Here is a 23,409-nt window from a genome sequence, read left to right as displayed (position 1 = left end):
TAACATGCCGACAGCACTGACAATATATGACAAACTAATCGAACTGCCACTCTTCCAAGGAATGAGTGGCAGCGACTTTCAGGACATAGTGGCACGTGTCCGTTTTGACTTCCGGCGTTACTCGAGAAACACGACAGTGGCAAACAGTGGCGACCGTTGCGACGGCTTACTCTTCCTGCTTGACGGGGAATTGGAAATGGTCTCTACCTCCGCCGACCGCTCCTACCGTGTGACAGAGTTCATCATAATGCCCGGGGTTCTCGAACCGGAGCGCGCCTTCGGATTGCAGCAACGTTACCTGCACACATACAGGACACACTCAATATGTAATTTTCTGCACATCGGCAAGGATGATACGCTGCTTCTGTCATCAGAATTCATGGTTTTCCGCCTGAACCTTTTGAACATTATCTCCACACAGTCACAACGGTTCCAAAAAGAATTATGGCGGCATCATCCTGAAAATGACAGAGAAAAAATCCTAAGATTCCTCTCCACACATTGCACAAAGCAAACCGGAAAGAAAATCTTCCACATAAAAATGAGGCAGCTGGCTGCTGAGACCGGGTTAACACGAAACGAAGTCTCCAAAGTTCTCAATGAACTTGAATCAACTGGAAAGATTCAACTGCAGCGTGGAATCATCAATGTCCCCAAAATGGAAACCCTTTGGTTATGAAAGCAACGGTTTTTCTTTTGGTGACACTTTACCACATGAAACGCCGCCATAAAGAAAGCACACGGTCACGATTCGCATAATGAACCGTGACCGTGTGTTTTTTTGAAAATAAGGACGCCAATTTATCTCATTGCCCAATAGGTGCCGCCATTGACTGCCATGCGAACTTCATGGACTCCCTGGTCATTGAGGGACACATCCATTTGGTTGCCATTAGGTAATGTAGCCTTTATCGTGCCATCCGCATTGAAACGGAAAATCTCTGTACGCTTTCCGTCCTCCACTTGTGACCATGAGTCTTCTGCCTTGTCATAGACAAACAGGACAACACCGCCATCAGGTTTTGTTATCTCATACCCGTCCTTCAATGTCTTCACGGCATAGTACCTTCCGTCCTCGCCCATCACCTTCTTTGTCTTGCCGACATTGCTTGCAAGCGGATTGCTGCCGGACCAAAACTCTATGGTGTTGAAAAGCAGCACATCGGCAACTCCGGCAATGACATAGACTGGAGAGGTCAAGATGAAAATCACCTCATTAAGGAACTTGTTCTTCGTGGCACGTTGATTCCATGAAGAATACTTGTTGAACAGTGTGAACGAGCCCAGACAGGAATTCATGAGCAACATTGAAATCATGGCTACGGAAGCCAATTTTAGGGTCTTTTTTCTCATGTCTTCAAAATTTTAATTGTCATATATGGAAAATGAATTACAAGCGTGATACCCTGGATATTAGTTTCTGTAATATTCAGCCTTATTGCATCATTATAGGTGCAAAGATAGCAAAATACAATCAATCTCCAAAGGAATATGCCGTTTTTTTTAATAAAACTCCACTTTTTGCAACAAAATATCATATAGACAATATTTGCCCTTTATAATATAATGCGCGTACATTATATTATAAAGGGCAAACCAGACCCTACAAAGCAAGAAAGCGTGCAAGCACAAAGAAGAAGTCCGACAGGCGGTTGATGTATGCGAGGACATTCTCATCCAGTTCCACACCACTGTCGGCAAGGCGCAGTATGCTGCGCTCTGCACGGCGGCAGACTGTACGGCAGATGTGCGCTTGTGCCGAAAGAACCGTGCCGCCGGGGATTATGAATGAACGTAATGGTGGCAGCTGCTTGTCCATGTCATCAATGGCTTTTTCAACCGCGAGAACCATTTCCGCTGTAACGATGCACGAAAGATGCAGCGCGGTGGTGCTTGTGTCGGTGGCAAGATAGCCGCCAACAGCGAACAGTTCCTGCTGCACAGTGGCAAGTATATCAGTAATATTTTCTCCTTCCGGCTTGTCCTTGCACAAGGCGGCAAGCATGCCGATGTGTGAGTTCAGTTCGTCGATAGTGCCGTAGCTTTCCAGTCTGTCGCAGCATTTAGGCACTCTTTTGCCTCCGACAAGCGATGTTGTACCCTTGTCTCCTGTTTTTGTATAAATCATAAGCGTTTTGTTATAGATAAGAAACAGGGATGCAGACCGTAAACGGATGCACCCCTTGTAATCAGTTGCCGTTAAAGAATATGTACAGCCCTATCATTACCACCACAAGAGCTATCCATGAAACGATGACACCATAGGATGTTTTCTCGTCCACAGCCTTCATGGCATGTCCTTTCACTGCAGTCTTGTCGAAAATGCTGACCACAATCATCATGATGATGAGCACGCAGAAAAGGATGAAAGAGAGCATCATGAAGTGCATGGCCTCTGTCGCACCGGGGATAATCCAAAGATAGCAAACGCCTGTGGAGATGCAGAAGATCGTGCCGAGGGAGAGCACAAGGTTTGCCGCAAGAGTTGTGCAGCGTTTCCAGAAGACGCCCATGACGAACACTGCTGCCATTGGAGGTGCGATGAATGAGAGGACGGACTGGAACACGTTGAAAAGGTCCATGCCCTTGATGTTGTCGACAGCTATGGTTATGACAATGGAAATCAGCGCGCCAAGGATTGTCACGATGTGACCTGTGCGGGAAATCTCTGCCTGTGTGGCATTCGGGTTTACATTCTTGACGTAAATGTCCATTGTGAACACAGTGGAGAGGGCGTTCAACGAGCTGCCTATCGTTGAGACGAGAGCAGCTGTCAGCACTGCCATGACGAGTCCTACCATTCCCATAGGGAAAAGGTGGAGCACAAGTGTCATGTAGGCGTTGTCAGGCTCTATCGTAGCTGCTCCGAAGAATCCTGTGCGTGCGAGCGCAAAGCAGACTATGCCGGGGACGATATAGATTGCGACGTCGAGAATCTTGAGCCATCCTGTGAGGTTTGTACCCTTCTGGCCTTCGTTCAGATTTTTTGCCGCGAGCACCGGCTGCACCATCGACTGGTCTGTGCACCAGAACCAAAGTCCAGAGATTGGGTAACCTAAGAGAATCGGCAGCCAATAGTAGCCTGGCAGCTCTTCCTCTGAGCGGAAGAGATTCCAATACTCTGAAGGGACGATGTTCGGGTCGGCAAGTTTGCTTATGCCGTTCATGAAGCCGCCGTCGCCAAGTGTGCATACACCGACAATGGTGAGTGTTGCGGAGACGACGATGAGCAGCACCATCTGATAAACATTGGTGTATGCCACGGCTTTAAGACCGCCGAGTATGGTGAAGAATGCGGAGATTGCGAGGAGAATGAGTGCGGAGAGATACATCGGGATGCCGAACACCTGGCGTATAAGGACTCCGCCGGCGAAAAGGGTGAGTGCCAGCCATGAGATGAGGACTGTCACTATGGTGTACCATGCCAGAATGCTGCGTGTGGACTGGCCGAAACGGCGTCCCATGAACTCCGGCAAGGTGTTTATCTTCTCACCAAGGTAGCGTGGAGCAAAGACAAAGGCGAGAAGACCAATGAATATAAAGGCGTACCAAGCGTAGTTACCTGACACTATACCTGTTGTGAAGCCTGCAGAAGCTGAAGCAATGAGCATTGAAGGTCCGACGTTGGTTCCCCACATGGAAAAGCCTATGTGGTACCATTTCAGGGAACGTGAGGCAAGAAACTTGCCTTGTCCGTCACCGGACTTGCGGCTTGCCCACAGTCCGATAGCGATTAGGACAACGAAATATCCAATAAGGATAGCCCAATCAAGAAATTGTAAAGATTCGGAAATCATTTGATAGTGATTTTATTAGATTTGGTTATTAGGTTTTCAAATGCTTTTATAAACAGAAACAAGATGCAGGCAGGTTTCATGTTATAAATAACGAAACCGACCTGCAACATGCACTGTATCATAAGTTTGCATTGTAATCGTCCAACGCCTTGAAGAAGCAGTCGACATTGGCAAGAGGAGTGTGTGGCGGAGTGTCGCATCCTGACGACAGCACCACATGAGGGAACTCGCGTGTGCTCTCCAGCAGCTCCATTGTCTGACGGTACATCTCTTCCGGTGTTGACATTTTGAATGCTGACACCGGGTCAAGATTACCCATGACGAGTATGTCCTCTGGAGTCTCACGCGCCACTTGCGCAAGGTCGCACTTGTTACCAAGATGCAGACCGTGTGCGCCTGTCATGACCATGGCTTCTGTGCACTGCCCTGTGTTGCCACAGTTGTGCAGCACGATCATGAAATGCTCGTCCTGTAGCCGGTCGATGATGCGCTTGACGTAATTGGAGGAGAATGTTTTGCAGTCGTCGTTGGACATCAGCCCCGCTGCCGGCTCTGCCATCAGAACGCCCTCAACACCGGTGGCTTTCAATGCCGCCACATATTTGAGAATGAACAGTGTACATTTCTCCAACAGTTCGTGGGCAGCCTCCGGGTCGCTGTAAATCAGCATCATGATTTCTGACATGTCATACAGACGTCCGGCAAGCGAGAACGGTCCGATACATCCGGCAAAGACTGGACGATCGGAAATCTCACGGTGGGCGATGACATTGGCTTTGATGTACTCAGGCACACGTGCTGTGTTCAGTGACGGAACTTCAAGGTGATGTATGTCCTCCACACTGTTGAGCATGTGGCCTGTGACAGAAGGGATTTCATCCTCAGGAAATATCACCTCCGCACCGAAAGCCTCAGCCTCAACGGTAAGATCCATGATTACGGAAGCTGCATGTGTGGCATAACGGTCTGCAAGATAGCTCACCGCCTTGCCATGAATCTCTCCGTTGACCACAGCCTCCTTGACAGTATATCCAAGTTCTTCAATGCCGGGATGTGTCATCACCGGTATCGCAACACGGTCAGGACGTGCGATGATGTCCTGCCGCCATTTTATCATATCTATCATAATCTGTTTTTCTTTCTAACAAAAATGAAATCATCAGGACATGAGGCGTTTTGCAAGAGCAACAGCCTCATTGGCATTAGCGCTGTAGCCGTCAGCCCCTATCTCTCGCGCAAACTCCTCGGTGACAGGCGCACCACCTACCATAATTTTCACCTTTTTGCGGACTCCTGCAGCTTCAAGCGCCGCAAGACAGTCTTCCATGTAAGTCATTGTAGTTGTGAGCAATGCGGAAAGACAGAGAATGTCTGCTTCATTGTCAACCACCGCCTTGACGAATGTCTCAGCGTCCACATCGATACCGACATTGATGACCTCGAAGCCCGAGCCTTCAAGCATCGACGCCACAAGGTTCTTGCCAATGTCGTGAAGGTCGCCCTTGACTGTGCCGATGACAATCTTGCCGGCAGACTGCACGCCTTCCCCACTCGCTTCCATGATTGGTTTCAGGATGCCAAGAGCTGCTTTCATTGCACGACCTGCCATGAGGAGGTTAGGCACGAAGGCTTTACCCTCGGAGAAGCGTTGCCCCACAACGGACATCGCCTCAATCATCTGTGTGTTGATGAGTTCTGCCGGATTGGCGCCTGCTTCAATCGCTTTCTTCGTGGCTTCCACGGCAACAGCTTCCTTTCCTGCGATGATAGCGTCTTTCAGTCCCATCTCCGAAGACTCAGAAGCGGCAGGCTTCTCCTTGGCAGGAGTTTCCACTACCGGTTTTGCGGCAACCTGCGGCTTGTGTCCTCCTGTCACAGAGACTTCACCGGGACGATATCCGCTGACAAAGCAGCCTTCAGCCGGATTGACAAGTTCTGCAATCTTGCGGATATGCTCATGCGTCGTGCCACAGCAACCACCGATAAGGTTGACAAGATGCCCATCAATCATTTTCCACATCTGGCGCCGGAACTCCTGCGGTGTCGTAGGATAGTTTCCTTTTGCGTCAGGAAGCCCGGCGTTAGGGAATGCTATAATATAGTAAGGTGTAGCAGCACCGAGTTCAGCTATGACCTTCGCTGTCATTTCGATATCCGGATTGCAGTTGACTCCCACAGCTATGACATTGTCGTTCTTCAGCTTGCTGAAATATTCGATGATGTTCTGCCCTATCATGTTTGTGCCGTCGGCTGTGGAGAAATTGGCGCTGATAAGTATTGGCACTGTGACCTCAGATTCTTCCATGGCTTTGCCTGCTGCCTCAAGACCGATTTCAAGGTTGACAAGGTCGAACACCGTCTCAAAGATAATGCCGTCGACACCGGCCTTTATGAGTGCAGCCGCCTGCTCTTTGTACGAATCGAAAAGCTCTTGCCGCGTTATCTTCGCACTTTCAGGCATTGACAACGTCTCTCTTGTCGGCCCTATCTCACCAAGAACATAGCGTGGCTTCTCAGGATTGACAACTGTGAACGTGTCAGCCAAACTGCAAGCAAGGCTCACAGCTGCGGTGTTGATTTCCACAACTTTGCCTTCCAGTCCGCACGCCTTCAGGGAAACGCTCTGCGCATTGAATGTGTTTGCCGTTATGACATCTGCACCGGCAAGCAGGAACTTGCGGTAAATGTCAGAAATAATTTCCGGATGTTCTACGCACAGATACTCGTTGCTTTTGACATTCTCCAAACCATATTTCTGTATGGAAGTTCCCATGGCGCCGTCAAACACAAGCATGCGGCTTTCCATTGCCTCTGCAAGTGCAGGTTTGCTTATGGCTGAGGATGCAAGAGTCTTGTCGCTTGGCATTACAATCTGCTTTCCACCAATATGGAGAGGACGAAAACGTGCTGCAGGCTTTTTCTCGGCAAAAGTTGTCATGTCGCCTATATGCAGACACTCATCGGCCTTGCGCTCAACCTCTTTTGTTTGGTATTCCTCAACAATACGCAGTGCCTGCTCCACCTCATCCTCATTATGGAAATCCATTTCAAGATGTATGCCGTCACCACCGACATTGTCAAGCAACGGACGAAGCTGTTCCAAAGTCACCCAGCAAGCCATGATGCTCTTGCCTCCGGCGATAATCTTCTTGTAAAGGTCATACCATTTTGGATCTCCGCCCTGAGGCTCACCGACACCAGGAGTCCACTGGATAGCATTGAGTTCCTCGATTTCAAGCAGTGCAGGCAGATGGTGCATAGCGCCCACTCCGTCAAGATGATACAGAGTGTAAGGAATCTTTTGACACTGCTCACGCAGATAAGGCTGCACAAAGCGACGGTAATCATCCTCGGAAATCATTGTGGAGATGTCGCTCTGTATCTTTGTCATCTTGCCCGGTGCCCAAGAAGAGAAATAGCAGAAAGCCATTTCGTCACCTTCACGGATTATGTCGTACAGCTCGTCAAACACTTTGAAATACACATCGTTGATAAACTGCAACTGTTCTTCCACGACTTCCGGTTGCATCACCGTATCAAGCAACACCTTGTCAGTACCCTTCAGTGCTGCAAGCACATCAAGTCCCTCCATGAGGTCAGGCATTCCCACATAATAATTGCCGTTTGCCTTGCGTTTGCAGGCTTTCAGCAATTCCTTGTGGATACGCAACTGTTCATTGTTCGGGTCAAATGTCAGTTTGTCACTGAAATTCGGGTTTGGATGAATCCATATTGTGTCCTCACCACCCTCTACACGAGAGCCAAGGATTGATGCCAAGGAACCGGGACCAAGCTGGGTGTTGGCAACAGGCAGCATATCAGCCTTGAGACATGAATGCCCGACATACCAATCAAGGAAGCCTGCGCGCCACTCCGGGTCAAACCAACGCTGGTTGCCGTCCTTTGCCTTTGGTGCTCCGGGAAGTCCGAAAGCACCTGTACCATAATTGTTTCGGGCAGCCTCCGTCAGGTGGATTGGCTGTTCCCCCGAATACGGACCATGTGGGGCAACTCCTTCCTGGAAATGCTCCCACATGTTCACAACTATACCCTTATGATTCCACCAATTAACATAATGTTTTTTGGTTTCCTCAAGATTCTCTTTCCAAGTCTTCATTCTTTATGAAAAATATTTTCTAAAAAGATGGGTATGAAAAATCATTTGCTTAATTTCCCTACCCATCTTTTATTTATCATTATAAATATTTCAACAAACAGTCTACATCATTTATGAATATAGACTATTCATGACATTATTATCTTCATATTTACTTATACAGAGGACCGAAGTTCTCACATGCACGGTAGTCCGCACCTTCCTTATCCATGCCGAAAGCATTCCAACAAGCCGGACGGAAAATGTCCTTATCAGCAATATTGTGCATACATACAGGGATGCGAAGCATTGAACAGAGTGTGATAAGGTCAGCACCGACATGACCATAAACAATGGCACCATGATTTGCTCCCCAGTTGTTCATGACTGAATATACATCCTTGAAAGCATCCTTTGAAGGGTCAAGGCGTGGCGCGAACCATGTTGTCGGCCATGTCGGGTCAGTACGCTTGTCAAGCATGTCATTGACATCCTTGTCAAGTTCCACTGTCCATCCCTCTGCAAGCTGAAGGACAGGACCGAGACCTGCCACGATGTTTACGCGGAGCATGGTCATTGGCATGCCACCCTTGGTAAGGAAATGTGAAGAATAACCGCCGCCACGGAAATAGTCACGGTCAGCAGGCATCCAACTTGTAGCGTTCAGACAGTTCTCCATATCCTGCTCCGTAATCTCCCAATGTGGCTTCATTGTAGGATTACCCTCCGCATCTGTCATCGCACCTGTTGCGTCAAGAGTTGTAGCACCAGAGTTAATAAGATGAATAAAGCCATCAGCTGCAGCACCCTCAGGACGCTTTCCGCTCACACGCTCTACTGCTTCCGGGCTCCAATATGTACGGATGTCAGAGAACATTGCTCCCTTGTTTGTAAGGAGATGTCCGAAAAGCATTGACATACCGTTCAGGAAATCATTCTCCGTTGCAAGAATCTTTGACTCACGCGGACCGTTCCAGTCGAAACTTGTGCAGAGCATTGACTCCGGGAAATCGAAGTTCGGCTTGTAGTCTGTCCACTGGCGCTGTCCCTGCACACCTGCAGCAATAGCATTATGACCAAGAGCCTCTTCCAAATATCCCATTTCCTTCAGTTTGGCAGAGCCGCACATAAGGTCGCGGATAATCATCATGCACTTTACGGTAAACTCCCAGTCAGCATCCTTTTCCTCACGGTTCTTGCCTTTTCCCTTTCCATTGAAAGTTGTCATCGGTGTGCCCGGGAAGAGAGCACGGTCCTCATTATAGTCATGTCCCTCATTGGTCTTGCAGAATTTCTCAACCCACTGCATGGCTTTCTCAAACTCTTCATGGTCATAAATTCCGTAGTCCACACGACGCAGTATCTCTACAAGTGACACATACTCAGTGCGCATGCCAAAATAATTCTGGAGGAAATCTGCATCAACGATTGAACCGGCAATACCCATACATGTGTTGCCAAGGCTCAGGTAAGATTTTCCACGCATTGTTGCCACAGCCTGTGCTGCACGTGCAAAACGCAGAATCTTCTCTGCCACATCAGCAGGAATAGTATTGTCAGACAAATCCTGGACATCATGCCCATAGATTCCATAAGCAGGAAGCCCCTTCTGTGCATGTGCAGCAAGTACGGCAGCGAGATATACAGCTCCCGGACGCTCTGTTCCGTTAAAGCCCCAGACAGCCTTTGGGTGTGTAGGATCCATGTCCATTGTCTCAGAGCCATAGCACCAGCATGATGTCACAGTGATTGTTGAGCCGACATTCTCACGCTCAAACTTCTCCTGACAAGCTGCAGCCTCTGCGACACGCCCGATAGTTGTGTCAGAAATGACACACTCCACCGGCGAGCCATCACCGTTCTTAAGATTCTCACTTATAAGTTTTGCCACTGCATTAGCAAGTGCCATTGTCTTTTCTTCAAGACTTTCACGAATGCCACCCTGACGAGCATCAATGGTCGGGCGGATTCCAATTTTAGGATAGTTAGCCATAAATATAATAATTTGTATTTGTTTTGCTTTATAATTTAATTTGTCTCAATAACAATGTTTTGTCATTTCTTCTTTACAGGAATGAACAGCACAAGGGCGAAACCTACGATGAATATTGTCATCGTGCCAAGCACAATGGCAAGGTACTCATGCAATCCGGGATTAGGAAGCCCTATCCAGTTCCATGCCGAAATCCATGCTATGACAGCAAAGCCACAGAGCACACCAATGACAGCATGAATGTTCTTGACCTTTGTCGAAAGATAGCCAAGCAGGAACAGTCCAAGCATTCCGCCGGAGAAGATTGATGACAATTTCCACCATGCATCAAGGATGCTGTCCACATTCACCAAAGCAAGGGCAACACATATTCCAAGGACTCCGATAAGGACTGAACCGAGCTTCAGAACCATAAGATGCTCCTTGTCACCAATACCCCGGCTATGGTCATGTCCCTTACGGTGAACGTGCTTGCGCATACGCATCCAATAATCCGTCAGAAGGATTGTCGAACATGATGTCACCGAGGTTGCAACCGTTGACATGCCGGCAGCGAACACACTGGCAATGAGCAGACCTGTCAGACCTGTCGGCAATGAGTGAACCATGAAATAAGGAAAGACATAGTCCGTCTTGCCTGCCGCCTCGAAAGCAGCAACTTGTGCATCCGGGAACACTTTATAGTAACTGAACAAGCAGGTGCCTATCAGAAAGAACAATGCTGACACAGGAATATAAAGCCAACCACCGAAAAGTGCAGCGTTCTTTGCCTCACGCTCTGTCTTTGCCGTATGGTAACGCTGAACATAGTTCTGGTCTATGCCATAGTTCTGGAGATTGATGAACACGCCATAAATCAGGCACACCCAGAAAGTTGAGTGTGAAAGGTCAGTCAAGGAGAATGAGCCCAAAGAGAACTTGTTCCTTCCTGCTTCATCAAGTGTGTCCCACCCTATCTGAATAGCCTGCATCGGCCCTTCCGGCATGGAGAACATCAGCACGCCAAGGCATACCAATGCACCACCTATTAATATAAAGCCCTGAATCGCCTCCGTCCATATCACAGCCTTCATACCGCCAAGCATCGAATAGAAGATGATTGCAATGGAGGTTATGATAATTACGGTACGCAAATCCCATCCCATCAGAATGTTCATAGGCATTGCCAGCAGGAAGAGTATGGAACCCATACGCGCTACCTGTGTCAGCAAATAACATGCCGAAGCATAGATTCTTGCCCATGGACCGAAACGCTCTTCAAGAAAAGCGTAGGCCGACACACTGTCATGGTTCCTGTAAAAAGGCACAAACCATTTTGCCGCTATCCAGCAGGCTATGGGTATGCTTATTCCAAAGACAAACGGGTTCCAGTCCGAAGCATAGGCCTTTCCCGGATTTCCAAGATACGAGATACTTGAAACGAATGTGGAGAAAATACTCATTCCCACAACCCATCCGGGAATACTCCTTCCTGCGTTTGTAAATTCCTTGGCACTGGTGTCCTTGCTGTAAAACAAGCTGCCCATCAGGACTATACCGCCTGTAAATACAAGGAAAACTAAAACATCGATTATGTGCATAGCAAAGATTGTAAGGTTAGTTGTGTATGTGTTTTTATAGTTTCAGTTTGCCATGCTCCATATTCAGTTTTGCAAGGGCTATCGTAACCTTGTCACGCTCCGGTTTGTCAAACTTGTAGAAAGGAGAAGCCACAAAGTCGTCATCAATCACGCCAAGCTGCTGGCAAGCGCACTTCAATCCCTTCAGATAGCTTGAACCATGACGGCCAATAGTATATATGGTGCGGCTTATCTGCATAATGATACTCTGCAGCTCCACAAGTTTCTCCACATCCTTTTCCTTTGCTGCATTGTACATTGCAACATACAGTTCAGGGAACATGTTGGCACCACCGTTGACGCCACCGTTAGCACCCATCATCACACATTCGCCTGTCATCTCCTCAGGACCGCAGAACATCATGAAGTCCGGATTGACCTTGCGTGCCTCATACATGACACTCTGGAAATAAACACCATTGGCGGAAGAGTCCTTCAGACCGACAACCTGCTTCATCTTTGCCAGACGGGCAACTGTCTCCGGAGCGAAATTAACCTTCACATGGGATGGCATGTTGTACAGGAACACAGGAAGAGGAAGCTGTGGCACAAGCTCTTCATAGAACTGAGCCAGCTCAGGTTGTCCTGTCGCAAAATAATACGGAGGGGCAGAGACAAGACCGTCTGCTCCGCATTCCTTTGCTATGTTGGCAAGGTTGACAGCCTCAACGATTGACGTTTCTGTGATACATACAAGTATCGGCAGACGACCGTTGTTTATACGGCATGACTCACGAATCATCTGTTCGCGGACACTGAACGACAATGACTGCTCCTCACCTGTCGTGCCAAGGACAAAAAGACCATGGACACCTCCTGCAATGAGATGCTCTATCAGGCGTTCAAGACTTGGGACATCGACGGTCTCGTTATCAACAAGGGGTGTCACAAGGGGTGGTACAATACCGCTTAGCGGTGTTTTCATCAAATCTATCATAATTCAAATAAGTTAGTTATTGTTATAGTTTGATTGCAAAATTAATAATTTTTTCAAAGAAAAACGCATAATCCACGCTAAATTTGTGTTAATTCAAAAAACTTTTGTACTTTTGCAGAGAAATGAGAATAGATATTATAACAGTATTGCCGCAAATGCTTGAACCGTTCATGAACGAAAGCATCTTGGCAAGAGCACAGAAAAAAGGGCTTGTGGAGATACATGTCCACAACCTTCGTGACTATACACTTGATAAATGGAAGCGTGTTGACGACTATCCGTATGGCGGATTCGCGGGCATGGTAATGCAGATAGAGCCTATCGACCGCTGCATCTCCGCCCTGAAGGCTGAGCGCGACTATGACGAAATCATATTCACATCGCCTGACGGAGAACAGTTCAACCAGCATGTCGCCAACGATTTGTCAATGAAGGAGAACATCATCATCCTTGCAGGACATTACAAGGGAATAGACCAGCGAGTGCGTGACCACCTCATCACACGCGAAATCAGTATAGGCGATTTCGTGCTGACAGGCGGAGAACTGCCTGCCGCCGTCATGGCTGACGCTATCGTCAGACTCATCCCCGGCGTAATCGGGGATGAACAGTCTGCCTTCTCTGACTGTTTTCAGGATGACCTGCTGTCCGCCCCTATCTACACACGCCCTGCCGAATACAAAGGCTGGCGAGTGCCGGACATCCTACTGTCGGGGCATGAGGCGAAAATCAAGGAATGGGAAATGGAGCAGGCTATAGCAAGAACAAAAGCCCTACGCCCTGACCTTTTGAAATAATCCTCCACATCAATTTCATGACAAAAAGGCAAAGTGCATATTGTCAAGACATTAAGTATTATCCTTAAAGAAACAATTCACTAAAATCAAAACATAAAACCTATATCAAATGAACCTAATAGAACGCTTTATTAACTATACCAAATTTGACACTCAGTCGTCAGAAGAGTCGCAGACTGTGCCAAGCACGCCGGAAAAGCAGATGGCATTTGCACGTTATCTTAAAGAGGAACTCGAAAATGAAGGCCTTGATGATGTCGAGATGGACGAAATGGGTTATGTCTACGCAACCCTGCCATCAAACATCAAGAAGGAGGTGCCGACTATCGGTTTCATCGCCCACTACGACACTTCTCCTGACTGTTCAGGTGCTAACATCAAGGCACGCATAGTGGAGAACTATGACGGTGGGGACATCGTGCTTTCTGAAGGCATAGTCTCCTCCCCTGCCAAATTCCCGGAGCTGCTGCAGCATAAGGGCGAAGACCTCATTGTGACAGACGGCACAACACTGCTTGGTGCTGATGACAAGGCGGGCATTTCCGAAATCATTCAGGCAATGGTATGGCTTAAAGAGCATCCGGAAGTGAAGCATGGCAGGATTCGTGTCGCCTTCAACCCTGACGAAGAGATTGGTATGGGTGCACACCATTTTGACGTTGAGAAATTCGGATGCGAGTGGGCATACACCATTGACGGCGGGGACCTTGGCGACCTTGAGTACGAGAATTTCAATGCTGCCGGAGCAAAGGTGACAATAAAAGGTGTCAGCGTGCACCCCGGATATGCAAAGGGCAAGATGCTCAATGCCAACATCATAGCAATGGAATTTGCAAACATGATGCCTGCCGACGAACGCCCTGAGACAACAGAGGGGTACGAAGGCTTCTATCATCTCCTGCACATTGACAGCGGCATTGAATGTGCAAAACTTTCATATATCATCCGCGACCATGACCGGCAGAAATTTGAGGACCGCAAGATTTTCATCAAGAAAGTTGGAGATCAGCTGAACGAGAAATATGGCGAAGGGACTGTCACTGTCGATGTCAACGACCAGTACTACAACATGAAGGAGAAGATTGACCCTCAGATGCATGTCATCGACATTGTGCTCCACGCCATGCAGGAATGTGACGTTCCGCCACGCGTGGAACCTATCCGCGGCGGCACTGACGGTGCACAGCTGTCTTTCAAAGGATTGCCATGCCCTAACATATTCGCAGGTGGCGTGAACTTCCATGGTCCTTACGAGTTTGTTTCCTGCCAGGTAATGGAAAAGGCAATGAACACTATCATCAAGATATGTGAGATAACAGCGGAATATAACGACTAATCCTAATGTCCATAATAGCAGGGCTACGAACTCCGTAAAAAAGCATTCACGAAAGGTAACCTTTTGTCCGGCAAAGGGTTACCTTTTGTATAGTGAAAGGTAACATTTCGCCTTGCCAAGTGTTACCTTTTGCAACACATGCCAACGCCTCACCTTTTGAGACCTATCTGCACGAATGTTTCACAACGAGAGGTTACGTTTGATTTTACCTGCCACCGATATAATTTATAAGACACAAGGCTGTCCGGCAAAATTGCCGGACAGCCTTGTGTCTTATAAATACCTTGTATGTAAAAAGCAAACTTTCAGCCGGTTACACCATGGCATACACGATGTCCATGATACTCTTGCCGAGCTGATCAGCCTCTTCCATAGAGTGTGCTTCTGAGTAAACGCGGATTATTGGCTCAGTGTTTGACTTGCGGAGATGCACCCATTTGTCAGGAAAATCGAGCTTAACACCGTCAATATCATTGACTTGCACATCCTTTTCCTTGGCATATTTCTCCTTCACCTGCACCAAGATGGCATCGACATCAGTGTCAGGAGTAAGGTCGATACGGTTCTTAGCTATGAAATATTCAGGGAATGTGGCACGCAATGCGCTTGCTGAAATGCCTTTATGCGCCAATGAAGAAAGGAAAAGTCCTATTCCTGTCAACGCGTCTCTGCCATAATGGCTGTCCGGATAGATTACACCGCCGTTGCCTTCACCTCCTATCACTGCACCGACTTCCTTCATCTTTGTAGTCACATTGACCTCACCTACTGCCGCAGCTGTGTATGTGCCTCCGTGTGCCTCTGTCACATCACGCAGCGCACGTGTGGAAGAAAGGTTGGAAACGGTATTGAGTGCCGGCAACGATGTGCCTTCCTCTTTTGCGTTTTTCTCCATTTCGGAAAGGATGTAGTCAGCGACAGAGACAAGAGTATATTCTTCACCGAACATTTTTCCGTCCTCACAGATAAATGCAAGACGATCGACATCCGGGTCAACAACTATACCCAAGTCATACTTTCCTGTTTTCATTTCGTCCATAATGCCAGTGAGGTTTTTCTCCAATGGTTCCGGATTATGCCGGAAATCGCCGTCAGCCTCCTTATTGAGGAAAGTGTAGCCTACCCCAAGGCGTTCAAGAAGTTTCGGCAGTATGATACCACCCACAGAGTTGATTGAGTCGACACAAACATTGAATTTTGCCTTCTTGACAGCTTCAACGTCAACAAGTTTCAGGTCAAGCACGCTCTGTATATGGCGTTCATCAAAATTTTCTTCTGTGTATTGTCCAAGATTGTCAACATCAGCGTAGTCAAAGGCCTCTGCTTCCGCTATGGAAAGAACCTCATTACCTTCTGTGGCGTTGAGGAATTCGCCATGACGGTTAAGCAGTTTCAAGGCGTTCCAATGGCGGGGATTGTGGGATGCTGTGATGATGATGCCACCGTCTGCATGTGCCATTGTCACAGCAAGTTCCGTTGTTGGTGTTGATGCAAGTCCGATGTTTATAACATCGAATCCCATTCCCATAAGGGTTCCGCACACAACATTCTTCACCATCTCACCGGAAATGCGCGCGTCTCTTCCGACAACAATCCTGTTTGTAGGCGTATACCTCTCCTCTTCCTGTGTGGATTTGCGTATGAGTGTGGCATAAGCCGAGGTGAACTTCACGATGTCAAGAGGATTAAGAGTATCCCCTGCCGGACCGCCGATTGTTCCACGGATACCGGAAATTGATTTTATCAGTGACATTATTTATTCTTTATCTTCTTTGGAATCTTTTCTTTGGTAAGTTATTTCATAATAGCAAGGATAGACACTTGCCGACGCATACTGGTGCCCCTGTGTGGAAGGAACTATGATGCGCACCTTTGCAATCTCTTCGTCCTCAGAGGTTTGCCTGCCGACATTAATGTAGCGCAACGGCACAAGCCAGCCGCTTGGCGCAGCAGTACCATAAGCAGATGTCATGGCTGTTGCATAAAGACTTGTGAAAGAGCCGGTGAAAGAACCGTAAGAATTTGTCACACTAAGTTCTTCCGGTATGAGACTGACGGAATAACGGCTGTCCGTATTCGTCAGCTGAAGGGTGTCTGTCAGGATGTTATACTCATTGAAACGGCACAAAAGCACTGTTGTCTCACCATTCTTCACTTTTTCACCAGGACCTTTACGCACAATCTGCATATAGATGCCTGTGGACTCAAACAGCACAAACTCATTCTTCGCAGTGTCAGTTTTCTCGCCGTTATTTGTGAAATCAGTCTCGGAAATCACACTAATTGGCTTGTTGAAAACAGATTGTGACACTGATGTGTTTCTTGCAAGGAATTCGGAAATAGCTGCATTTTCCTTCTTCTTCATATCAGCGTAGGTCTCGGTGTCATTACAGCTGAACAACGCAAAGACAGCAACTGCGAAACAGAGATTGTAGAGTAGTTTTCTCATTGAATGATTCTATTAATTAAATGTTTGTTCTGCAAAAGTAGCAATAATTTGCGAATAAACATTTAGTTATTATGAATTATTAGTATTTAAATTCAGCAATGGCGTGTCTGACAACTTTTTCTGCCTCCTCAAGAGAGCAAAACAACCTGCCACCGGCAGCGTTCAGATGCCCTCCCCCGTTAAAGAATTGTTCAGACATCTTGTTGCATGGGAAATCATCCACCGACCGCAGGCTGACCCATATAAGGTTGTCCTTTTCCGTATCTTCCCGCAATGATATGGAAAGTTTCATGCCACGAATCTGCAATGGCATATTGACAAGACCTTCCGCGTCACCTTTAACGAAATTGAATTTCCTCAGTTCTGCACGTGATAATGTGAAATACGCACTGTGACCGTCATCAGAAACCACGAATTTCTGCAGTATATGTCCCCACAGACGCATTCTATTCACAGAGAAAGTCCAAAATACATTGCGGTAGATTTTGTCTTTGTTTATGCCATACGAAAGGAGTCTGGCTATGACATTATACACCTCCGGGTCAGCGCTGTTGTATGTAAACGCACCGGTGTCTGTCATCATTCCGCAATAAACGCACGTGGCAATCTGCTTGTCTATACAGCATTCAGTGTCCACATAATCAAAGGTCTGCCACAATCCGTCCTCCTTATCCTTTTCCAATGCTTCTATAACATGGAAAACCATTTGGGATGTCGAGCACATTTCCGGAGCAGACCATGTCCATGCGGTATTTATGTCCGGTGAAAGATGATGGTCTATCATGATTTTCTGTGCGCCGGACGAAGAGATAGCCTTTGACATCATCTCGCCTGTCCTTTCTACTGTATTATAGTCAAGGCAGAAGATTATGTCGCTAATCTTCAGCATCATCTCCGCTTTTTCCTGATGCTTGTTGAAGCGAATGATCTCCTGTGTGCCGGGAAGCCATTGCAGGAAATCCGGATATGCGTCAGGAATTATTACGGAAACTTCCTTGCCCAGCTTTGAAATATATCTTGCAAGGGCAAGCGAAGAGCCGATAGCGTCACCATCAGGGTTGTGGTGACATGTTATAACAATATTCTGAGCTCCGTATATAAGTTTGCGGAGCTCAGAAACATATTCAGTTGTCAGTTTACTTAATGGTGATGTCTGTTTCAAAATTCAAAATATATTTGTTTCTTAGAACAGTTTGTTGGGATATGTGCCATCATCAACAAGTGATGCGATTCTTGCCACAGTGTCAGGACGATCCTCAGCGTATGTCACTCCAAACCATTTGGAAGTGGTGTCAAGAACCTTGCATGTCGCTGTACCTTCATTGATGAGTTTGTTCACCATCAAAGGAATGAAGAACTCTGATTTGAGGTTCTCGATGTTTGCAGGGTCAGAGAGGAATTCCTTGAAATACTCTTCAGAATACTCGAAGTAGTCAGGAGTGAATCCCCACATATTCATAGAAACCGGAGTGTTTTCATCTATTGTTATCCATTCGCCGTCTTCTTTGTTGTCTGCACGGAATGCCACTGCGCCGTTATCCAGTTTACCGATTTTGGTACGCTCGACACATGTCGTAAGGTTGCCGTTTTCGTCTTTTGAGCAGATGCCACGTGACACGGTTCCGTTTTCAGAAAGAGTGTTGCCGACACGGAAACCAACCATAGAGTATTGCCCCTTTGCATCCTCAGGAAGTTCTGCAAGGAACTTTCCTATAACCTTGAATGCGTCACGGTTATAGAAATCATCGCAGTTGATTACACAGAAAGGTTCTTTGATGACATCCTTGCCCATAAGGACCGCATGGTTAGTACCCCATGGCTTCTGGCGTCCTTCCGGACAGGTGAATCCCTCAGGCAAAGCATCGATGGACTGGAAGCAAAGCTCGCATTTCACCTTTCCTTCATATTTGGAAAGTATCTGTGTGCGGAACTGCTCCTCAAAGTCTTTGCGGATGACCCATACAATCTTTCCGAATCCGGCTTCTATGGCATCATAGATACTGTAATCCATGATTGTCTCGCCATTAGGGCCGACACCGTCTAACTGTTTCAAACCACCGTAACGGCTGCCCATACCGGCAGCAAGTAGGAATAATGTAGGTTTCATAATTGTATTTGTTTTTGAGTTATTATCTATTTGTCAACTTGTAAGTTTGTCCGAAGACTATGTCTTTCTAAAAGAATCTCACCTCAGCAATGACTTGCGCCCCAACTTGTGCATTAAGCCTGTCTTTGAGCTGTGTACGCATCATGCCGAGTTCTGCCCGCATCGCCGGATTAGTTATTTTCACCATTAATGTCTGGTTTTTTATGAATTTCTCTCCGGTGTACCTTGTCACCAACGTTCCTGCAACCTCTTCCCATGAATTTATAAGGCGGCGTTGCAGCAGAGGGGTTTCAAGCCCTTGTACACGTAGTATCTCCAGAACGATGTCACTGACGAGTTTCTCTTTTTTTCGGAACATATTAAGTATGCATATTTAATATGGTGTATCGTTTGCTAACACTATTGCTATGACACTTTCCCTTCCGTGACATGGAATATCTTGTGGTCGAGTGTGGTATGGCGCAAGATTTCATCCAAATGGTCGCGGTTTGTATCGGTGATGAATATCTGCCCGAACTGGTTTCCTGCCACAAGTTTGACTATCTGCTCCACACGGGAAGTGTCAAGCTTGTCAAAGATGTCATCAAGCAGGAGCAAAGGAGTTGTGTTGCTTGATGTTTTACGGAGGAAATCGAACTGTGCCAGTTTCATCGCTATCACGAAAGTTTTTGCCTGTCCTTGGCTCCCCTCACGACGTAGCGGATAGCCGTCTATCGTCATTTCAAGGTCATCCCTATGCACTCCATGCAAAGAATAACCGACGGCACGGTCTTTATGTCTGTCACGCCTGATTACGTCCAATAGCGGTCCGCGCTGGCAATGAGAGACATATTTCAGTCCGACAGTCTCATGATTTCCCGACGTGCGGCAGTATATCTGCCGGAACAGTGGTGTCAGCCGTTCTATAAAATCATCTCTGAATGTGTATATGCGTTCTCCCTCTCGCGCCATCTCTTCTTCCCAAAGTTCCAAAAGCGCAACATCCGGCTCGTCCTCCATTTTCAACAACGCGTTACGTTGCTGCAATGCTGTGCCATAGCGTGTCAAAGCATCCATATATTCAGGTTGGCACTGCGCTATGACGACATCCATGAACCGCCTTCTGCACTCACTGCCTCCGTCTATCATCACCGTATCGCCCGGGGACACTATAATAAGAGGTATGAGGCCGATATGCTGCGAAAGGCGTTTGTATTCTTTTTTATTGCGCTTGAAATGCTTGCGTGTTCCACGCTTCATGCCGCAATAAATCTGTTCTTCGTTGCCTTTGTCGTCCTCATAAATACCGTCAAGCATGAAAAATTCCTCATCGTGACGAATAATCTGTGAATCGGCAACTGACGAATGGCTCTTACAGAATGACAAATAATACACGGCATCCAAGATGTTTGTCTTCCCCATGCCGTTGCTGCCAATCAGACAATTAATATTAGGTGACAATTCAAGTGTTGCCTCCTTAATATTCTTATAATTGATAATTGCCAGCTTCTTAAGTCTCATTCTTAACACAAATTTGACGCAAAGTTAACATTTTTCATGGTAAAAAACAAAAAAAGTAGCATTAAATTTCATTATGTGAGATAATTTCACTAATTTTGCGTCCGAATTGTGGTATATTCCAAAAAGATACAAACAGAAAAACGCGATTTCCAACTTTCACAACTACAAGACAAGAAAATAAAAAAACAAACAATATGGAAAAGAAAACCGAACAGCAGGCTCAGCCTACAGAGTCTCTAACAAAAACAGAAGCATTCGTAGTAAAGTACAAGAAAGTAATTGGCATCAGTTTTGTGGCACTTATCGTGGTTGTCGCAGGCGCAATACTTATGAATACTTTCTATTTCCAGCCACGCCAAGATGAGGCAAGCACTGCCATGGCTAAGGCTCAAGACCTTTTCGCTCAGGAGCAGTACGAGAAAGCCCTGAATGGTGACGGAAACAACCTTGGTTTCCTGAAAATCGCTGAACAGTACAGCTGCACTGACGCCAGCAACCTTGCAAATCTCTATGCAGGACTTTGCTATGCCAACCTCGGCAAGGCTCAGGAGGCAGAAAAACACCTCAGCGATTACTCTACATCAGATGATGCAATGGTCTCTCCTGCAGCAGTAGGCGCACTTGGCAATGTCTATGCAAAGCTCAACAAGATTGACGACGCTATCTCTGCACTGAAGAAAGCTGCAAAGATGGCTGACTCCGAGTCTGAGACAGGACGCAACCAGTCTCTCTCTCCACAGTTCCTCCTCCAGGCAGGTGAGCTTCTTGAGAGCCAAGGCAAGAAATCAGAGGCTCTTGACATCTACAAGGACATCAAAGCTAACTATGTCAACTCTGCCGTATATCGCGAAATAGACAAGTACATCGAACGTTGCACTGAGTAAGACATGGCTACACGAAATTTCTCCGATTACGACAAATCCAAAGTACCTAATGCCGAAAACATGTGTTTCGGCATTGTGGTTTCCGAACGTAATCCGGAAATTACCAACGCCCTGCTTGAGGGAACAGTAACAACGCTTGAAGGATTTGATGCCCTTCCGGAAAACATCCATGTGAAGCGTGTGCCGGGAACAATGGAACTTGTCTATGGCGCACACCAGATGACACTGAATGACGGATATGATGCTGTCATAGCATTAGGGTGTGTAGTGAAAGGCAAAACCCATTCCTTTGACTGCGTAGTAAACAGCGTTACAGCAGGCTTTGCACAACTGAACGCAACAAGTGCAGTACCTGTAATCTTCGGCATTCTTGCCACAGAAACCATGGAAGACGCAAAGGAAAGAGCAGGCGGCGCACTTGGCAACAAAGGCGAAGAATGTGCCGTAGCAGCAATTAAAATGGCTAAATTCTGATGATATTAAAAGAAATATTAGAAAAATACACATTCAGCGAGATTTTCACAGAACTGTGTGAAATGATACCTGATTTGAATCGTAAGCGTCCTGAGATACAGGAGGCTTACGATTTTTTGTTGGCTCAACAGCCTGTGACTTCAAAAAAGAAGATAACATACCAGCTGATAGAAGCACAGGACAGTGACGATTGCTTCGTAGGAGCCGAAGACCGTTGTTTTGAAGCGCAATGGAACGTGATCATAGGCAAAGAAGTCATCATTGATAATGATGTCGAAATATCTCTTTTCGAAATAGCATGCAACGCTTTCCTGTGCATACTTCTCATAGGTTTCAAGCCACGACGCTTCACGGAACTGAACGAAGAACTGTTGGAAATGCTAAGGTAATGTCCGCTTATTAGCAGTCTTAATAAACAAAAACCGAAAAACAAAAACATCACTATGCTAAAAACACATATTATACTATCCTTGACTTCCATTCTCATCCTTGCCTCTTGCAATGATAAGCAGGAAAAGCATGACATCATTGTGCCTGCCCCACAAGTGGAAACAAAGAAAGGCACACAACAGATGAAAGATGTCAGACAGGAGCGCAATGTGAAATGGCTTGGCAAAGACTATTCCGTCTCTGTCATGAGGACTGCTGACAAAAGCCTCCCGCTTATAAAAGATGAGAACGGACAAGAATATTATGACAATGCCATAGACGTGAAAGTACTGCGTGCCGATGGTACAAAAGCCTTCAACAAGAAATTCACGAAGCAAGACTTTATCCCCTATGCCGGCAACAACAATATCACAAAAAACGGAGTGCTATTGGGCATCGTATTGGAAAAAGTGGAAGACAGCAACCTTGTCTTTGCAGTAAGTGTCGGCTATCCTGATATGCAAAGCGACACCTTTATCCCTCTTGTTATGAAAATCGGCAGAACAGGCAATATGTCAATAGCTTTGGACACACAGATTGACCATAATGCCGAAATCGGCAACGAAGACGAGGATGGAGTATGACATTTCCAAACAACAATATTTAAATTATACCATAACAATACAATTCCGGCTGACAGCCATCTTTAAGGACTGTCAGCCGGAATTGTATTAATATTATTGTTGTCCGGTAAAAAACAATGACAAGCAATAAAGCTCTTGTATATCCCCATCTTATGAGGTTCTTTCTTCAAAATGGACTTGTCTTGGGAACCGCGTCAGCGGTGACAAGAAAGATGCCGTGGGTCGCAACCCACGGTTGTGATACAAGCACCGGACAGCGACCGATTTATCGGTCGAACAACCCGGAAGCACTCACCTTCATTCGACCGACAAATCGGTCGCGCACAGAGCGTTACTGTATTCCGTGGGTACGACCCACGGCTACTATACCAAACCGCTAACGCGGTTCTCTGCCCGGAAATATCCGT

20 protein-coding genes and 1 pseudogene are annotated in these 23,409 nt (G+C 46.7%); 7 read left to right on the top strand and 14 right to left on the bottom strand.

The window, feature by feature from the left end:
* Positions 1–4: 4 nt before the first annotated feature.
* Entirely contained in the window at positions 5–679 is a 675-nt protein-coding gene (locus tag E5358_RS09465; protein ID WP_135939948.1) for a Crp/Fnr family transcriptional regulator, read from the top strand.
* Positions 680–801: 122 nt separating this feature from the next.
* Here E5358_RS09465 and E5358_RS09460 read toward each other — a convergent pair whose 3' ends face one another.
* The 8 genes and pseudogenes from E5358_RS09460 to E5358_RS09420 form a co-directional block, all read right to left on the bottom strand.
* Positions 802–1,353, bottom strand: coding sequence for a DUF3332 domain-containing protein (locus E5358_RS09460; RefSeq protein WP_135939947.1), 552 nt, complete (start codon positions 1,351–1,353; stop codon positions 802–804).
* Positions 1,354–1,603: 250 nt separating this feature from the next.
* Positions 1,604–2,128, bottom strand: coding sequence for a cob(I)yrinic acid a,c-diamide adenosyltransferase (locus E5358_RS09455; RefSeq protein WP_135939946.1), 525 nt, complete (start codon positions 2,126–2,128; stop codon positions 1,604–1,606).
* Positions 2,129–2,189: 61 nt separating this feature from the next.
* Positions 2,190–3,797 (bottom strand): sodium:solute symporter family transporter, encoded by a 1,608-nt coding sequence (locus tag E5358_RS09450; protein ID WP_135939945.1) that lies wholly within the window; start codon positions 3,795–3,797, stop codon positions 2,190–2,192.
* Positions 3,798–3,915: 118 nt separating this feature from the next.
* Positions 3,916–4,923 (bottom strand): uroporphyrinogen decarboxylase family protein, encoded by a 1,008-nt coding sequence (locus E5358_RS09445; RefSeq protein ID WP_135939944.1) that lies wholly within the window; start codon positions 4,921–4,923, stop codon positions 3,916–3,918.
* 33 nt (positions 4,924–4,956) lie between these two features.
* Positions 4,957–7,719 (bottom strand): annotated as a pseudogene (locus E5358_RS15105) (homocysteine S-methyltransferase family protein); the annotation flags it as partial.
* A gap of 346 nt (positions 7,720–8,065) precedes the next feature.
* The gene (gene fucI, locus E5358_RS09430) at positions 8,066–9,886 is read right to left on the bottom strand and encodes an L-fucose isomerase (RefSeq protein WP_135939943.1); all 1,821 of its coding nucleotides are present in this window, start codon (positions 9,884–9,886) and stop codon (positions 8,066–8,068) included.
* Between the two features lie 62 nt (positions 9,887–9,948).
* Positions 9,949–11,466, bottom strand: a complete 1,518-nt coding sequence (locus E5358_RS09425) for a sodium:solute symporter family protein (protein WP_135939942.1) — start codon at positions 11,464–11,466, stop codon at positions 9,949–9,951.
* A gap of 34 nt (positions 11,467–11,500) precedes the next feature.
* Entirely contained in the window at positions 11,501–12,442 is a 942-nt protein-coding gene (locus E5358_RS09420; RefSeq protein ID WP_135939941.1) for a dihydrodipicolinate synthase family protein, read from the bottom strand.
* Between the two features lie 122 nt (positions 12,443–12,564).
* Here E5358_RS09420 and trmD point away from each other — a divergent pair, with 122 nt between their 5' ends.
* Entirely contained in the window at positions 12,565–13,239 is a 675-nt protein-coding gene (trmD, locus tag E5358_RS09415; protein WP_135939940.1) for a tRNA (guanosine(37)-N1)-methyltransferase TrmD, read from the top strand.
* Positions 13,240–13,348: 109 nt separating this feature from the next.
* Entirely contained in the window at positions 13,349–14,575 is a 1,227-nt protein-coding gene (gene pepT / locus E5358_RS09410; protein ID WP_135939939.1) for a peptidase T, read from the top strand.
* Between the two features lie 313 nt (positions 14,576–14,888).
* On the opposite strand, the gene glmM is transcribed toward pepT, so the two are convergent.
* The 6 genes from glmM to recF form a co-directional block, all read right to left on the bottom strand.
* On the bottom strand, positions 14,889–16,328 hold the full coding sequence (glmM, locus tag E5358_RS09405; RefSeq protein ID WP_135939938.1) for a phosphoglucosamine mutase: 1,440 nt from the start codon (positions 16,326–16,328) through the stop codon (positions 14,889–14,891).
* Between the two features lie 3 nt (positions 16,329–16,331).
* A complete protein-coding gene (locus tag E5358_RS09400) occupies positions 16,332–17,024 on the bottom strand; it encodes a BamK family beta-barrel-assembly machinery protein (RefSeq protein WP_135939937.1) in 693 nt (230 codons plus the stop codon).
* 79 nt (positions 17,025–17,103) lie between these two features.
* Positions 17,104–18,186 (bottom strand): DHH family phosphoesterase, encoded by a 1,083-nt coding sequence (locus tag E5358_RS09395; protein ID WP_277821237.1) that lies wholly within the window; start codon positions 18,184–18,186, stop codon positions 17,104–17,106.
* A gap of 21 nt (positions 18,187–18,207) precedes the next feature.
* Entirely contained in the window at positions 18,208–19,131 is a 924-nt protein-coding gene (locus E5358_RS09390) for a sugar phosphate nucleotidyltransferase (protein WP_135939936.1), read from the bottom strand.
* Positions 19,132–19,198: 67 nt separating this feature from the next.
* Positions 19,199–19,489 (bottom strand): DciA family protein, encoded by a 291-nt coding sequence (locus E5358_RS09385; RefSeq protein WP_135939935.1) that lies wholly within the window; start codon positions 19,487–19,489, stop codon positions 19,199–19,201.
* 47 nt (positions 19,490–19,536) lie between these two features.
* Positions 19,537–20,631 (bottom strand): DNA replication/repair protein RecF, encoded by a 1,095-nt coding sequence (recF, locus tag E5358_RS09380; protein WP_135939934.1) that lies wholly within the window; start codon positions 20,629–20,631, stop codon positions 19,537–19,539.
* A gap of 194 nt (positions 20,632–20,825) precedes the next feature.
* Here recF and E5358_RS09375 point away from each other — a divergent pair, with 194 nt between their 5' ends.
* The 4 genes from E5358_RS09375 to E5358_RS09360 are packed head-to-tail and all read left to right on the top strand — an operon-like array spanning position 20,826 to position 23,002.
* A complete protein-coding gene (locus E5358_RS09375; protein WP_135939933.1) occupies positions 20,826–21,515 on the top strand; it encodes a tetratricopeptide repeat protein in 690 nt (229 codons plus the stop codon).
* Positions 21,516–21,518: 3 nt separating this feature from the next.
* Positions 21,519–21,989 (top strand): 6,7-dimethyl-8-ribityllumazine synthase, encoded by a 471-nt coding sequence (gene ribH / locus E5358_RS09370; RefSeq protein WP_135939932.1) that lies wholly within the window; start codon positions 21,519–21,521, stop codon positions 21,987–21,989.
* Positions 21,989–22,378, top strand: coding sequence for a hypothetical protein (locus tag E5358_RS09365; RefSeq protein ID WP_135939931.1), 390 nt, complete (start codon positions 21,989–21,991; stop codon positions 22,376–22,378). The genes ribH and E5358_RS09365 overlap by 1 nt, the downstream gene beginning before the upstream one ends.
* Before the next feature lie 54 nt (positions 22,379–22,432).
* A complete protein-coding gene (locus E5358_RS09360) occupies positions 22,433–23,002 on the top strand; it encodes a DUF4738 domain-containing protein (RefSeq protein ID WP_135939930.1) in 570 nt (189 codons plus the stop codon).
* Positions 23,003–23,409: the final 407 nt, after the last annotated feature.

Source organism: Palleniella muris, from assembly GCF_004792655.1.
Classification (GTDB): Bacteria; Bacteroidota; Bacteroidia; order Bacteroidales; family Bacteroidaceae; genus Prevotella; species Prevotella muris_A.
This window is presented reverse-complemented; position numbering and strand designations above follow the sequence as displayed.

Excerpts from the sequence above, each read along its gene's own strand:
- E5358_RS09425 (WP_135939942.1), bottom strand. The coding sequence starts at position 11,466 with ATGCACATAATCGATGTTTTAGTTTTCCTTGTATTTACAGGCGGTATA.
- E5358_RS09375 (WP_135939933.1), top strand. The coding sequence starts at position 20,826 with ATGGAAAAGAAAACCGAACAGCAGGCTCAGCCTACAGAGTCTCTAACA.
- E5358_RS09455 (WP_135939946.1), bottom strand. The coding sequence starts at position 2,128 with ATGATTTATACAAAAACAGGAGACAAGGGTACAACATCGCTTGTCGGA.
- E5358_RS09465 (WP_135939948.1), top strand. The coding sequence starts at position 5 with ATGCCGACAGCACTGACAATATATGACAAACTAATCGAACTGCCACTC.
- ribH (WP_135939932.1), top strand. The coding sequence starts at position 21,519 with ATGGCTACACGAAATTTCTCCGATTACGACAAATCCAAAGTACCTAAT.
- E5358_RS09400 (WP_135939937.1), bottom strand. The coding sequence starts at position 17,024 with ATGAGAAAACTACTCTACAATCTCTGTTTCGCAGTTGCTGTCTTTGCG.
- fucI (WP_135939943.1), bottom strand. The coding sequence starts at position 9,886 with ATGGCTAACTATCCTAAAATTGGAATCCGCCCGACCATTGATGCTCGT.
- E5358_RS09460 (WP_135939947.1), bottom strand. The coding sequence starts at position 1,353 with ATGAGAAAAAAGACCCTAAAATTGGCTTCCGTAGCCATGATTTCAATG.
- E5358_RS09365 (WP_135939931.1), top strand. The coding sequence starts at position 21,989 with ATGATATTAAAAGAAATATTAGAAAAATACACATTCAGCGAGATTTTC.
- E5358_RS09445 (WP_135939944.1), bottom strand. The coding sequence starts at position 4,923 with ATGATAGATATGATAAAATGGCGGCAGGACATCATCGCACGTCCTGAC.
- pepT (WP_135939939.1), top strand. The coding sequence starts at position 13,349 with ATGAACCTAATAGAACGCTTTATTAACTATACCAAATTTGACACTCAG.
- trmD (WP_135939940.1), top strand. The coding sequence starts at position 12,565 with ATGAGAATAGATATTATAACAGTATTGCCGCAAATGCTTGAACCGTTC.
- glmM (WP_135939938.1), bottom strand. The coding sequence starts at position 16,328 with ATGTCACTGATAAAATCAATTTCCGGTATCCGTGGAACAATCGGCGGT.
- recF (WP_135939934.1), bottom strand. The coding sequence starts at position 20,631 with ATGAGACTTAAGAAGCTGGCAATTATCAATTATAAGAATATTAAGGAG.
- E5358_RS09385 (WP_135939935.1), bottom strand. The coding sequence starts at position 19,489 with ATGTTCCGAAAAAAAGAGAAACTCGTCAGTGACATCGTTCTGGAGATA.
- E5358_RS09420 (WP_135939941.1), bottom strand. The coding sequence starts at position 12,442 with ATGATAGATTTGATGAAAACACCGCTAAGCGGTATTGTACCACCCCTT.
- E5358_RS09360 (WP_135939930.1), top strand. The coding sequence starts at position 22,433 with ATGCTAAAAACACATATTATACTATCCTTGACTTCCATTCTCATCCTT.
- E5358_RS09450 (WP_135939945.1), bottom strand. The coding sequence starts at position 3,797 with ATGATTTCCGAATCTTTACAATTTCTTGATTGGGCTATCCTTATTGGA.
- E5358_RS09390 (WP_135939936.1), bottom strand. The coding sequence starts at position 19,131 with ATGAAACCTACATTATTCCTACTTGCTGCCGGTATGGGCAGCCGTTAC.